The following is a 13,521-nucleotide window of genomic DNA, read 5'->3' on the forward strand; positions in this document are numbered from 1 at the left end:
CACAAATGGCACTAATTTCACACAAATAACACAAAATAATTTGATCACTAATACTATACTTTAGATCCTTTCAGAATGACAAACTTTCTGGATATTTCCAAATATTTGAATCAACGACTGCAATCCTAGCCCCGATCGCAGCATTTGTTTGAGCTCATTTCTATGGTTTCGGCGCGGCGGCTTTGCCGCCGCGCCGAAACCATAGAAATAGCGAGTGCGGAGAGCGGGAAAAAGCTCTTTAAAAAACAAAAAAAGCTCCATCAAATGGAGCTTTTTTAAACCTGTATGTTATATTGTATTAATTATCAACATTAGAAGTTTCATCTCCGATGTTCCAAGTTAACCCGAAACGAAGGGTGTTATCTAAAGCTGTATTAATTTTAGACATGTTAATAAGGTAAGAAATATCAAGTCCGAAAGAGTTGTATTTTAAACCAATACCTGCAGTTGCAAATTGTCTTGCACCTTGTTCTTCACTTTCATGGAAATAACCACCTCTCACAGCAAATGCATTGTTGTAAGAATATTCCAGCGCTCCACTATACATGATACTGTTTGGGTTTTTGAAAGATTTGCTGATACCGTCAATTGGACCTACGTTTGGTACTGCGTACATTGGTTGTCTTGTATTAGGATCCATTCCGATAAACTCAGAACCAGGAACTAAAAGTTTAGATCCTTCAACGCTAAGACCAATTCTGTTTACATCATCCAAGAACATATCGTAACCGATACCTAATCTTGCCATTGTCGGAAGATAAGATCTAGATTCTTCGTTTCCTGTATAATCTAGTTTCGGACCTAAGTTCTGGATTGCTAAACCTGCATTCAATTTACCATCATACCCTCCGATACTTGAGAATCTTGGAGAAGTATAGTAAGCTGAAATATCTACTGCAAATGAGTTTGCAGGCTTAAGAGTTGTATCTGTGTTGAAACCTCCGGCCAAATCTGAACGAATATATCTACCCGTTACAGCCATTGAATAAGAATCTGAAAGTTTTAGACCGTACGCAACGTCAATTGAGAATTCATTTGGCTTAGACGTACCCATAGAAGTAACTTCTGAACCTACTAATTGAGTTAAATCTACTTCACCCATATTGAAGTAATAAATACTCGCAGAGATGGTAGATCTTTCTTCCTGCCCTAGAAACTTATGGAATGCACCATATAGTAAAAATACATCATTGGTAAGTTTTCCCATGTAAGGCGTGTAGTTGATACCTACGGAAGAACTTGATCTGCTAAAAGGATATTTCGCTGCATTCCAAAATTGAGAAAACGCATCAGGAGAGGTAACTACACCTTGATCTCCCATACCTCCGGCTCTAGCATCTGGTGCGATTCTTAAAAATGGAGCTCCGGTTAACACAGGTCTTACAAGACTTAGATCTTGAGCATACCCTAAAAAACCAGCACCTAACCCAATTCCTAAAAGCAGTTTAGTAGTTAAATTCATATGTTGTCTTTTATATATTATCAGTTTTTTGTTAATATTATTATCTATTAGTATTTTAATTTATTTCAAAAGTACCATTTTTTCTACAGCTGTGGCACTTCCTTTGCATTTTTCTTGGTTTTGACTTTTTGCAAATATCTTAAAAATATACGTACCTTTTGCTACTGTTGACCCAAAATCGTCTCTTCCGTCCCATTCTATTGCCTGACGTGGCGTTCTAAAGCCCTGTAGGAACGGTTCTGCAACAACAGGTGTAGATAAAGTTCTTACTAATTTTCCTGTAATTGTATAAATCTGAACGTTTACATCCAAAATATCATCACAATTATGCTCAAACTGAATGTACGTTTTGTTTGTAAAAGGGTTCGGCCAGTTTAGTGGTCTATTAATAGTTAAATGCTGATCTGCTTCATCCTTAACTTCAAAGTCTAACGTAGAGGTTGTCGAATTATTGTTTATGTCCCAAACTTTAAACGTTAATTGGTGCTGACCAATCGCTAAATTCCTGAAAGGGTAGGTTACATTCCCTTTTTGGTAATCTGCTAAACTTGGGCTCAAACATCCGTTTCCTTCTCCTGAAGCATAAAAATCATTAAGAACAACTGTATTGATAATTTGACCGTCCAAATATACTGTAATATCGTGACCGATACCAGATCCTGTAGAATTTATTCCTGTGTCGTCTGTAACACATGCCAACAACATCGGACTTTGGTTGGTAATACCTCCGTTCGCGAAGTTGGTGTTATTCATATATAATTTCACTTTTGGAGGTTCGTTGTCATTAATTCCATTAGGGTTAATATCTCCAACCTGTACTGCCTGATTGTTGAATACGTCTGTAGCTTTGTTATCCGCATAAGCTAAGATCCTTCCTTCTCCGATAGCATAATTAATATCTTTCGGAACGTAGAATTCTACGGTAAACACTCCATTTACAGCTGTTCCTGATGCTTTTACGATGGCACTTCCTTCTTCTGTATAATTAAGAACGGTAAGGTTTCCATCATTATTTAATGTTTTTTTATTTAATCTTTTATCGAAAATATTAACAACAACTCTTCCGTTGAAGCCAGTGTTAATTGTTCCGTTTGGATTATTGATATGTCCTTTCACTTTTACAAAATCAAGACCTCTGATCAATCCCGGAACCGGAGTTTCGATATTATCAATTATTACTAATCTTTTAGGTCTGCTTAATTTCATAGCAGGATCACCAAGTAAATTTACTTTTAAGTGATTGGAGTCTGCTCCTTTTAATTTTCTAGCATTTAAATAGGCATCTCCTAAAGAAACGAAATCATCACCTACCATTTTGAAGATTTCCTTCGTATAAATATCAGTGAATGAAATACCATAACCAATACCTACAGCACGGCTTGATGTGATCATGGTAGAAACTCCTCCTTGTTTTAATTTAATAAATTGCTCACCTGCAGAGGAGATCTCAGGATCATCCCATAATGTAAATTCACATGTTATTGTTGATACAAATGGAAATCTGCTGTAAATATTAGAGAAATTATTTGAGTTTTGAACTTCATCCGTTGTCAATACTCTCTCCTGCGCCCATCCATTGATCCCTCCATGTCCGAAATAGAAAAGATATAAACTGTTCCCAATATCATTAGAAATAGCCTGATTTACCTGTGGATATCTTTGTCCTCCTGCTGTACTTTGTGCTTGAAATGCATCCAGATATAGCTTTCTTACATTATATTCCTTAAGAGTAGGGCCTGTCTGTTCAAAAACACTTACCAAAGCATTGTTCATTGTAGTATGGAATGGTATTGGTGTAGAACTGCTGTTTTCATCGTGATCATCATCTACTACAAAATCCAGTTTCATACGCCATTCTCCAAAAGGAGTAGACTGGCTAGGAAGGTTGTTATAGTAGGCCAAAACCTTATCCATCATATTGGAAGCTTCCGTTGTGTTTGCGGCAGGAATTCTTCCAACCGGTACATCAGGAAGATTACTCGTGATATATTGAACAGTCTGAGGCTGTGTCATTACAATATAATCATCCGTAACAAAAGAATTTACAAAATCTCCGGATGCTTCACTTTCATAACTTGAAACAACATTTGAGTTATTTGGAATTCTGTTTTTATAATCATAAGATGCATCTCCTAGGATAAATACATATTTTAATTTTCCAGCTGGGGTATTTAATTTAGTTACAAAATCCCTTATTGCTGTAAGATCTCTGCTTCCACTTCCAAATTCGTTATAAACTTTATTAATATCTACTATCTGAACAGTGAAGTTGCTTTTTGTTTGATGGTAACTAGCTAATCTTTGAGCCTGACCCATCATTTCGGGAGTCGTAAGAATCAGATAATCTATATTTTGCAACGCTGAAAGATCCTGGTTAGCAATTCTTTCAACAAACTGAGGTGTAAAAGCTGCATCGGCTCTAAATGCTACAAATTCATTATTAAAATCTTGATTCCCTGTAATATATCCAAAGTTAAAAGTCGCATTACCCGTTGCTTTATTTACTCTTCTGTTAGCATTAGTGATATCTGTAACATCCCATACCTGCTCCATTGCAGAAGTATTTGCAATACTGAAACCATAACCAGTATTGGTACCACTCGCAAGAGAAAAATCTCTGAAACTCATTTGTGAACCATTAAAGCTAAGATTTTCTTTGTATTGTACCTCCACATAATCCATATAGAAAGTCCCATTAGGATTAAATGTAATATTTGGTGTATACTTAAAAGTAATCTGATTTCCGGTTAAGCCTGTTATTGTTCCTTCATATTTTATAGGGTTAAAATCATAAACATAATTGGACGAATTAGTAGGTACGTTAAACGGAATCGGATTTTGATTATTAATACTGATTGTAAGAACATCTTGTTGAGCTTTATAACCAATTGCTCTGGTTCCGTATCTTATAATATCTGATCCTTGGATAGGTGAGTTGGTATTAAGCGTAATCGTTTTTTCTGTGGTAAACGGAGCGTCTTCTACCCATATTCTACCAACTTTTAGTAAGTTTTTTTGATCATTGTCGATTACCTGATAGTTATCGTATCTCGTAATCAAAGCGGTTGCAGGTAAATTGGCATCTACAGCCTGCACTCTTTTTCCTACTCCTTTGTCGAAAGTTATATAGTAATATGAAAAATCATCATAAATGTTTTTAAGATGATTTGCTCTGTCATTTCTTGTTTCTACTCTCTTGAAACCGTTACCATTTCCGGTGTCATAAAGATTGTAACCAGTTGGTCCTTGTGCGTAAAATAAAGCATAATCATTGTCATTCCACACATTGTCATCTTCACCAACAACCTGTATGGCGTTTTCTTGCAAAGCGCTGTATTTTACATCCTGATTGTGTTCAGGAAGCATAATTCCGCCGTTACCGTACATTCTTAAATTTTTAGGATTTACTGAAGAAGGGTTAATTCCGTTATCTTGTAAAAACTGTCTTGTAATTTTAAAAATCCCCGACTTGTCAACTTTTATTTTATAAAAACCACCGGTTGAAAGAGGGTTGTTTGTTGTTCCGACTTTAGCTGCGTTTCCAAAATTGTTTGGTAAAGACGTTTCAGCAACATCAAATGATGAAAGTCTTTGAACACGTCCTTTTACATTTTTAAACAGAGAAACGTTGATGGTTGCGTATCTTTCACCTTCAAGATAATAATACGCGATATCTGTAACTTCGTAGTTGGGTAATAAGTCTTTATTTAAGTCAAATAACTCTCTGTTGGAAACACCTTCCCAAACCAGATTAGAAATTTTTAGCTGCTTTTCTCCAATTTTTTGTTTGGTTGTGATAAAAACATTATTTTGGCCATACGAAAAACCCTCATTTTTAAAGTTTGGGAGATTCAGTTTTGTTTCACCGAAATCTTGAATTTTGGCTCCATCCCAATCGATGGCCGTTTTTTGAGCCCAAATCGCTGATACAAAGCTTAATAGGAATAAAAGCGTTATTTTTTGTTTCATGTTTGATTTTGAAATTTCTAAATTACAAAATAAATGAAAATTTTAGAATTAAATTGCGATACAATAAAATTAATTTGTGAACATTTTTCAAAAAAATCAAATCTTTACTTGATTTATTGAATAATTTATTTTTTCTTTGTACTTTGAAAATATTTATAATCGACTATGAAAAAACTAAAGTTGTTTTCATTAATAGCATTGAGTTCTACACTTGCATTAACCAGTTGTGGTGGGTCAGGTACCAGTAAAGGCGGTGGTACTAAAAAATTTGTCAGCAAGACAGGTTGGAAGCCAAACGAAAAACAGGGTTGGTTTTTTGCAGGAAAGCAACAGAAGCAAAAAGGTTGGCCAGGAATGGTATATGTAGAAGGTGGAACTTTTACAATGGGATTAGTGAAAGATGATGTTATGCACGATTGGAATAACTCGCCTCGCAGAATGCAGGTAAGTTCATTCTTTATCGGAGAAACAGAAATTACTAACTATGAATACCGCGAATACCTTACATGGTTGAAGTATGTATTCCCTCCAAGTGATCCAAGCTTTAAGGAAATCTATAACGGTGCTTTACCGGATACCTTATTGTGGGATAACAAACTATCCAGAAACGATTTCAACGAAACGTATTTCCGTTCTCCTGAATTCGATTACTATCCGGTAGTGGGTGTATCTTGGACGCAGGCTAACAGATACTGCGAGTGGTTGTCAGATAGAGCCAACGAAAAAGCTTTAATGCAAGCAGGAGTAATTGCTAAAGATTTATACATCAATGAATCTAATAACCAAGGAGGAACTGCATTTAACATGGATAAATTCAAGTCGAATGATCCGGAAATCCAAGGATATATTAACGAAAAAAGAATGCAGCAAAAAATTGGTATAAAAAGTACCAACCAAAGATTGCTTGCTGCAAACAGAGCTCCAAACGCTGCTATGGTTACGAAATTCAGACTTCCAACAGAAGTTGAATGGGAATATGCAGCTCTTGGGATGGCTAAAAATAGAGAATACAATCAATATAAAGGTAAAAAACCTGAAATTGAATTGCTAAGAGGTACTAAAGGAAAAGATAGAGGTATGTACCTTGAAAATTTCAAAATGGGTACTGGTGATTATTCAGGTATCGCAGGATGGAAAAATGACGGCGCTGCAAGAACTGCAGACGTAAGAGCATATCCTTCTAACGACCTAGGTATCTATGGTATGTACGGTAACGTTTCAGAATGGACTGCCGATGTTTACAGACCAATTATCGACGAAAACTTCAGTGATTTCAACTACTACAGAGGAAACATGCCTCAAGCTGTTGTGAAGAACGGAGACGGAACTTATAAAATGGTTGACGAAAGCAACATTAAGTATGATACTTTAGCTGATGGTAGATTGGTTTACAAAAACTTACCGGGTCAGTTTGAAAGAGAAACTGTTGCTGATTACAGAGACTATAGAGATGGTGACAGACAATCATCTTTAGATTATAGAACTGCAAGTGATTCTGCTGCTGGTTTCGACATGTACAATTCTCCTAAAACAAGGTTTATTGTAAATGCTAACGGAAAAGTTGTATTGCAAAAAGATACTAAGGACAGAACTTCTGCTATGAACAACGATGTTAGAGTAGTAAAAGGTGGTTCTTGGCAAGATACAGCTTATTGGTTGGATCCGGGTCAAAGAAGATACAAGAGCCAAGGTAAAGCTTACGGATGGATCGGATTCCGTGTTGCACAGGATGCTAGAGCTAATGACAAAGCTAGAACTAGAAGATAATATTTATCAAAAATAATTTCAAAAACCTTCCAAACTATTGGAAGGTTTTTTTATTTTTGAACTATGAATATAGAACAGTTTTACTCTTTATTTTTACAATCTAACAGAGTTACCATAGACAGCAGAAAAATAGGAAAAGATGACATTTTCTTTGCCTTTTCCGGGGAAAATTTCAATGCTGCCACCTTTGCTGAAAAAGCAATAAATGAAGGTGCTTTAGCTGTAATTGTGGAGCAACAAGATTTTGAAAATAAAGACAAAAATATTTTCTATGTTCCTTCTACGTTGGAGTTTTTGCAAGAACTGGCGATTCATCATAGAAATCAATTACAGATTCCTATTATTGGACTTACGGGAAGCAACGGGAAAACCACAACGAAAGAAATTATTCACGCTGTTCTTTCTGAGAAATACAACGTGCAGTATACTTATGGCAATCTCAACAATCACATTGGTGTTCCATTGACGATACTTTCTATCAAGCCTGAACATGAAATGGCTGTTATCGAAATGGGAGCCAATCATCAAAAAGAAATCGAATTACTTTGTACCATTTGCCAACCTAATTTTGGATATATTACCAATTTTGGAAAGGCGCATCTGGAAGGTTTTGGCGGCTTTGAAGGAGTTATAAAAGGTAAATCTGAACTGTATGATTATCTGAAAAAGCAGCATCAGACTATTTTAGTCAATGAAAATGATCCAATTCAGTCAGAAAAAACAGAGACTTATCAGCCAAAAATTACTTTTGGAAAAGAAAGTTCAGATTATAATTTTGAATCTATTTCCGAAGAACATTTTGTAGGATTATTTTACCAGAACAATAAAGCGCTGTCAAAGCTTACAGGAGAATACAATTTTACTAATCTTTGTGCTGCTGCGAGTTTAGGCTTACATTTTGGAATTGATTTTGAAAAAATTAAACAAGCCATTCAAAATTATACGCCAACGAATATGCGTTCTCAAATCGTTAAAAAAGAGGATAGAACATTGGTTCTTGATACCTACAACGCCAATCCAAGCTCTATGACGGCTTCTTTGCATAATTTTATCACTTTTGAAGGTTCAAAAACAATCATTATTGGTGATATGTTGGAACTAGGAGAGGAGAGTGAAAAGGAACATCAAAACATCCTGAAATTAGCTCAGGATCTTGGTTTTAATGAAATAATAACTGTTGGTGGACATTTTAAAAATATTAATTCTTCAGCATCAGCTTTTCTTAATACAGCAGAATTAATAGAATATTTAAAACTGAATAACATTCAATCAGAAAATATTCTATTAAAAGCTTCAAGAGGAATTTCTCTGGAAAAAGCGATCGACTTTATTTAGTCTTCGAACTCCAGAATTCTTTTACAATCAGTTCAATATTTTTAAAAGTGCTTGGGAAAACCTCATTTTCTATTTGAGTGGTGTTTTTCCAGGCTACTTCGGTAATACCTTCTTCGATCTGAGGTTTTGAAGTGTCTTCTCCAAAGAAGTTCATGTCAAACCAATGCGTGCATTTCAGGACTTTATCACCATTTCTTTCAATGTAAATATGGTAAGTTGTGTTGATGAAATCTACCAATTCAACATTACTCAGCCCTGTTTCTTCCTCAATTTCTCTAACTGCAGACTCTTCTCTGGATTCTCCTTTTTCCATTTTACCTTTCGGAAGATCCCATTTTCCGAGTCTTTTGATGAAAAGCATATCGCCTTTTTCGTTATTTACTAATCCACCCGCAGCCTCAATTATTCTAAAAAGATTTTGAAACTCAGCCCAGATCTCATCAATATTTTCACCGAATACATTTATTTCTTTTACAGATGTATTCTCCAAAAGATCCAAAGCGATCTCCAAAGTTGTGAAACTTTCGTAGCTGATCTTTTTTTCGAGCTCTTCGGATTGCTTAGACAGCAATAATTTTTTTTCGTTCACAAAAACTTTATACATTTGTAATTAATTAAGAATTTAAATACAAAAATAAAAAATGAATTTAGAAGGACGAAAGATTATTGTCAATAAATCATCTAAAGAATTATCCGAAATACTAAAAACCCCTGAAAATTATAAAGATTTTATGCCGGACGGTCTTCAAAAGTTTGAAACCAGAGAAGATGGCTTTAAATTCGGGTTACAGGGAATGCCGGAAATCGCTTTAAAAATAGATGAAGTTACAGAGCAGAAAGCAGTTTTAAAGTCTGCAAGTTCAAGTTTAGATTTTGCTTTAACCGCAACTTTAAACCCGATCAGCGAAAATCAGACTGAAGTACAGATGCTTTTTGAAGGAAAATTCAATCCATTTATCAAAATGATGGTAGAAAAACCTCTACAAAACTTCATCAATACCTTAACGGATAAGATCGAAGCTTATAAATAATAGAAAGTCCTGAAGTTCTCAGGACTTTTTTTATGATTGATTTTGATTTCATTTTTTTAGTAACTTAGTTAGTAAATTAAATAAGCACATATGAAATCTAGATCAATTTTAAAAAAGATCAATATATTATTGCTGATTGTAGTAATTTCTTTATCAAATTACTCTTACGCACAAAATTCTCAGTCAGTAAAAAATATTGTACTTGTGCATGGTGCATTTGTGGACGGTTCCGGATGGAAAAATGTCTATGATATTCTGGTCAAAAAAGGGTATAATGTTACCGTTACACAGCAGGCGTTGACATCTTATGAAAGTGATGTTGAGAGTGTCAATCGAATCATTGATCAGCTAGACGGTCAATGTATTTTAGTAGGCCATAGTTACGGTGGTGCTATCATAACAACTGCGGGAAACAATCCAAAAGTTGCCGGATTGGTTTACGTAGCTGCTCATGCCCCGGATGAAGGAGAATCTGAAGGAAATAATGGAAAACTTTATCCACCAGCTTATAAATCTATGATAAAAGGCGAGGATGGATTTGACTATATAGATCCGAAAAAATTTCCGGAAGATTTTGCGGGTGGGGTGACAAAAGATATGGCAAGTTTTATGGCGATTTCACAGACTCCTACAGCGGATGTTGCATTTAAAGCTATTATTAAAAATCCTGCATGGAAAACAAAACCAAGTTGGTATGTTGTAGCTAAATCAGATAGAATAATCAACCCATATTTGGAAAGAATGTACGCCAAAAGAGCAAAAAGTGTAACTATAGAAGTAGCTGGTGCCAGTCATTGTGTTTACATTACTCATCCAAAAGAAGTATCAGATCTGATTATCTCAGCGGCTCAAGGTAAAAAATAGCAATTAATTAATGATAATTCCGGAGCTGTGATCCTGTGAACTTCCCGTTGCAGAAGCAAGCACATTAATCTCATTATTAAGCCTCAAAACACCCATAAAAGCGAAGATCAGTGCTTCTTTATAATCTATGATTTCTTTTTCAGGAATGATGATTTCGGCTGTGGTTTTTTCTCGTATTTTTTTAATTAAATAAATATTATAAGTTCCACCGCCTGTAAAAAGAATATTTTTTAAGTTATTTTCATTAATAACTTTAGAAATTTGCTGAGCCACATGTTCTGTGAATGTTGCTAAAACATCAATCGTTTCAATATTCTCAAATAAAGAGAAAATATTTTCGTTACACCACTCAATTCCCAATGATTTTGGATGGAACTGTTGGTAGAAATCTAATGAATTAAGTTTTAATAATAATTCGGCATCAATTTTTCCTGTTTTCGCTAAATCTCCGTTTTCATCGAAGCTTTTATTAAATTTTTGAACTAATTTATTCAGAACAATATTAACGGGAGCAATGTCAAAAGCTATTCTTTCGTTATTGATTTTTAATGAAATATTAGAAAAACCGCCTAAATTAAGACAGGCATTGTATTGAGAAAATAATAATTCATCACCAATCGGAACTAAAGGCGCCCCATTTCCACCCATCAAAACGTCTTGAGATCTGAAATCATAAATTACAGGTAAGTCAGTTTCGATCTTAATAGCTCTTCCATCTCCAATTTGTAAAGTGAATTTCTTTTGAGGTTGATGAAAAACCGTGTGACCATGGGATGAGATCAGGTCAATATTTTTCAATTCAAATTTTTGAATGAAATCTTGAGTAAGTTTTCCTAAATAAAAACCGTATTCCGAATGAAGTTCTAATAATTCTTCTGCAGAAAGATGAATCGAATTGCGGAGTTTATCTTCCCAAATTTTGGGATAAGGAATTGTTTCTGCCTTTATAATCTGAAAACTCCAGGTTTCCTCTTTCTCGAATGTTGCATAGCAGATATCCAAGCCATCCAGGCTGGTTCCAGACATTAATCCTATTGCATGCAAGATCATAGCAGATATTTATTTTTTAGATTCAGCTAACTTTTTAGTACTAAAGTTTCCTGAATTTTTATAGAAAGTATATTCAGAAAAGTCATCTTTTGCCGTCATTCCATTGGCTCCGATAAGAGTAGATCCGTCTTCCATTGTTACAAAGACGGTATCACGCGTAAATATTCTTTGTTTTTTCTGATCCCAAAAAATACTTTGCATAGCAAACCTTTGGCCTTCATTTGTAGTGATTCTTACATCGCCTTTTGCTTCATAGAACTTTTTATATTCAAAAATTCGGGCATATTTCGCGGTGATTCTTCCGGGAACTTTAGGTTTCTTCTTGTCGAAAAATTCTATATTAATTCCTTTTCTAGCAACAGTATATGGACTGTCTATCAATTCATATTTTTCGATGATAGGAGCGAGCGCTTTCATGCTTATAAAACCGGAATCTCTTTGAACAATTTTAGCATCATAAATAATCGTTGAAGGAAAGTTTTTGCTTTGAAGGCCTTTGGATTTGGTAAGATCCTCTTCACAAGATGTCAAAACAAAAAATATAGCACAACTAAAAAGGTATGCTATATTTTTATATGATATGTTTTTTATAAACTTCATTTTTTATTCAAGTAAACGCTTTCTGAACCACTTATCAGCAAAATTGAAACCAACTTTTAAGTTAACATAATTCTGATTAATCAGGTTATTGTCAAGTGTTCCTCTTTTTCCAACTTCTAAACCAAGTTCAAGACCGCTCATTCTTGTTATGCTGCTTGTTTTGAATGGAAGAAGTACTCCGGCAGAAATACCAAATTTATTGATATTTGTTCCTGCAATTTTTAGAGCTCCTTTTTCATAGAAAGCACCATATCTGTAGACAACTCTTGAAAAATAATTTCTAAAGTTGTTGTAGTTAGGTAAATACCAACCTCCGGCAGAAATTCTGTAAGAATCCTCTAGATCTAAACTTTTTCCGAAATAGGTAATTGATTCTCCTTTTTTATAGTCTACCTGACCGGAAAGGAACCACTTGTTTTCCTCACCGTATCCGACACCGACAGACGCCTGTATAGGTAAAAGGTTTTTAGAGCTTGTACTTTTTTCTTCAATAATACTCTCTCCGGTTTTTACATCTCCGGTAGTGTAATAATATGTACTGTTTTTATAGTCAGTCATCATATTACTTGTGTTACCAAAAGTAGTAGTAGCACCAATTGTCAGCTTACGGTCGTTACGAGTATCCAGTTTTTGATAACTTGCTCCTAATGTAAAGTTGAAGTTTTTAATACTGTTTTTAGTTTCATAACCGTTGATCAACTCTGCATTAGAATAAGCAATCTCGTTCGTATCATAAAGATTACCGAAGTAATAATTAGCTCTAGCTCCCACTGAGAACTGATCTGCTACTTTATAAGATAATGCAATCTGTGCAGCGTTCAATGTACCTGATCCTCTAAATCTGTTAGCTATTACGACCCCGTCACTATCTCTAGTTGTAGAATTTAGGATGTCATAGCTTTTAGAGCTGTACGGCTGATAAGAAAGTCCCATCTTTACCTTTGGAGATAAAGGAAAGGCCAATGAAATATTAGATAAATACGTAGAATGTTTTGTAGACTTCGTATTATTATAATCAGTTTTGAAATAATTATTTTCGTTGGTAGCTTCCAGTTTAATACTTGTAAGCTCGAAATTAGCATTATTTGCAGGGTTTGCGAAGTTGAAACTACTCGTAAAGTCACTTATATAAGCTGTGGAGATCCCTCCCATAGAAGCAGTTTCAATCGTATTATCATATTTTACATCTCCAATTCCGTAAGTTGCATAAGGTGAGTTACTCAGACTCTGCGCATTAAGGAAGTATCCAACTGATATGAATGATAGTACAAAGATTTTTTTCATTCTTTATTTTTAAAATAATGCGCAAATATCTTAAATATTAATGAATTGTAAAAGTTTCATGAGGTTAAAGTTTGTTAAGGGCTTCTCTTTAAGCAAAAAATCTAATTTTCAGTAATTTGAAATGCCAATTTTATTAAATCAAAAAGGCTGCTCATCGTA

Annotated in this window: 10 protein-coding genes; 4 read left to right on the forward strand and 6 right to left on the reverse strand. The window is 34.7% G+C overall.

The genetic code is table 11. The features are described 5' to 3' along the window. Positions 1–298 precede the first annotated feature (298 nt). Together porV and porU are read right to left on the reverse strand one after the other, a co-directional pair. The gene (gene porV / locus SB689_RS12965; RefSeq protein ID WP_123979700.1) at positions 299–1,462 is read right to left on the reverse strand and encodes a type IX secretion system outer membrane channel protein PorV; all 1,164 of its coding nucleotides are present in this window, start codon (positions 1,460–1,462) and stop codon (positions 299–301) included. 60 nt (positions 1,463–1,522) lie between these two features. Beyond that, a complete protein-coding gene (gene porU / locus SB689_RS12970) occupies positions 1,523–5,431 on the reverse strand; it encodes a type IX secretion system sortase PorU (RefSeq protein ID WP_410692548.1) in 3,909 nt (1,302 codons plus the stop codon). Positions 5,432–5,596: 165 nt separating this feature from the next. Here porU and gldJ point away from each other — a divergent pair, with 165 nt between their 5' ends. Both gldJ and SB689_RS12980 read left to right on the forward strand, forming a co-directional pair. Next, positions 5,597–7,198 carry a gliding motility lipoprotein GldJ gene (gldJ, locus tag SB689_RS12975; RefSeq protein ID WP_410692549.1) on the forward strand — a complete coding sequence of 534 codons (1,602 nt, stop codon included), beginning with the start codon at positions 5,597–5,599 and terminating at the stop codon, positions 7,196–7,198. Between the two features lie 63 nt (positions 7,199–7,261). Continuing rightward, entirely contained in the window at positions 7,262–8,533 is a 1,272-nt protein-coding gene (locus SB689_RS12980; RefSeq protein ID WP_410692550.1) for a UDP-N-acetylmuramoyl-tripeptide--D-alanyl-D-alanine ligase, read from the forward strand. Here SB689_RS12980 and SB689_RS12985 read toward each other — a convergent pair. Then, on the reverse strand, positions 8,526–9,137 hold the full coding sequence (locus SB689_RS12985) for an NUDIX hydrolase (protein WP_410692551.1): 612 nt from the start codon (positions 9,135–9,137) through the stop codon (positions 8,526–8,528). The genes SB689_RS12980 and SB689_RS12985 overlap by 8 nt on opposite strands. A 37-nt stretch (positions 9,138–9,174) precedes the next feature. Here SB689_RS12985 and SB689_RS12990 point away from each other — a divergent pair, with 37 nt between their 5' ends. Together SB689_RS12990 and SB689_RS12995 are read left to right on the forward strand one after the other, a co-directional pair. After that, positions 9,175–9,564: an SRPBCC family protein gene (locus SB689_RS12990; protein WP_410692552.1), complete on the forward strand. Its 390-nt coding sequence runs from the start codon at positions 9,175–9,177 to the stop codon at positions 9,562–9,564. A gap of 90 nt (positions 9,565–9,654) precedes the next feature. Then, a complete protein-coding gene (locus tag SB689_RS12995) occupies positions 9,655–10,428 on the forward strand; it encodes an alpha/beta hydrolase (protein ID WP_410692553.1) in 774 nt (257 codons plus the stop codon). 3 nt (positions 10,429–10,431) lie between these two features. Here SB689_RS12995 and SB689_RS13000 read toward each other — a convergent pair whose 3' ends face one another. The 3 genes from SB689_RS13000 to SB689_RS13010 are packed head-to-tail and all read right to left on the reverse strand — an operon-like array spanning position 10,432 to position 13,362. Then, a complete protein-coding gene (locus SB689_RS13000) occupies positions 10,432–11,478 on the reverse strand; it encodes an anhydro-N-acetylmuramic acid kinase (protein WP_410692554.1) in 1,047 nt (348 codons plus the stop codon). 9 nt (positions 11,479–11,487) lie between these two features. Beyond that, a complete protein-coding gene (gene lptC / locus SB689_RS13005; protein WP_410692555.1) occupies positions 11,488–12,078 on the reverse strand; it encodes an LPS export ABC transporter periplasmic protein LptC in 591 nt (196 codons plus the stop codon). A 3-nt stretch (positions 12,079–12,081) separates the two neighbouring features. Beyond that, positions 12,082–13,362 carry a hypothetical protein gene (locus SB689_RS13010; protein ID WP_410692556.1) on the reverse strand — a complete coding sequence of 427 codons (1,281 nt, stop codon included), beginning with the start codon at positions 13,360–13,362 and terminating at the stop codon, positions 12,082–12,084. Positions 13,363–13,521 lie beyond the last annotated feature (159 nt).

The sequence above is a fragment of the Chryseobacterium sp. SIMBA_038 genome (genome assembly GCF_046535115.1).
GTDB lineage: Bacteria > Bacteroidota > Bacteroidia > Flavobacteriales > Weeksellaceae > Chryseobacterium.

What these genes read in the sequence shown, in the direction of transcription:
- porV (WP_123979700.1), bottom strand. Translation starts at nt 1,462, where the DNA reads ATGAATTTAACTACTAAACTGCTTTTAGGAATTGGGTTAGGTGCTGGT.
- porU (WP_410692548.1), bottom strand. Translation starts at nt 5,431, where the DNA reads ATGAAACAAAAAATAACGCTTTTATTCCTATTAAGCTTTGTATCAGCG.
- gldJ (WP_410692549.1), top strand. Translation starts at nt 5,597, where the DNA reads ATGAAAAAACTAAAGTTGTTTTCATTAATAGCATTGAGTTCTACACTT.
- SB689_RS12980 (WP_410692550.1), top strand. Translation starts at nt 7,262, where the DNA reads ATGAATATAGAACAGTTTTACTCTTTATTTTTACAATCTAACAGAGTT.
- SB689_RS12985 (WP_410692551.1), bottom strand. Translation starts at nt 9,137, where the DNA reads ATGTATAAAGTTTTTGTGAACGAAAAAAAATTATTGCTGTCTAAGCAA.
- SB689_RS12990 (WP_410692552.1), top strand. Translation starts at nt 9,175, where the DNA reads ATGAATTTAGAAGGACGAAAGATTATTGTCAATAAATCATCTAAAGAA.
- SB689_RS12995 (WP_410692553.1), top strand. Translation starts at nt 9,655, where the DNA reads ATGAAATCTAGATCAATTTTAAAAAAGATCAATATATTATTGCTGATT.
- SB689_RS13000 (WP_410692554.1), bottom strand. Translation starts at nt 11,478, where the DNA reads ATGATCTTGCATGCAATAGGATTAATGTCTGGAACCAGCCTGGATGGC.
- lptC (WP_410692555.1), bottom strand. Translation starts at nt 12,078, where the DNA reads ATGAAGTTTATAAAAAACATATCATATAAAAATATAGCATACCTTTTT.
- SB689_RS13010 (WP_410692556.1), bottom strand. Translation starts at nt 13,362, where the DNA reads ATGAAAAAAATCTTTGTACTATCATTCATATCAGTTGGATACTTCCTT.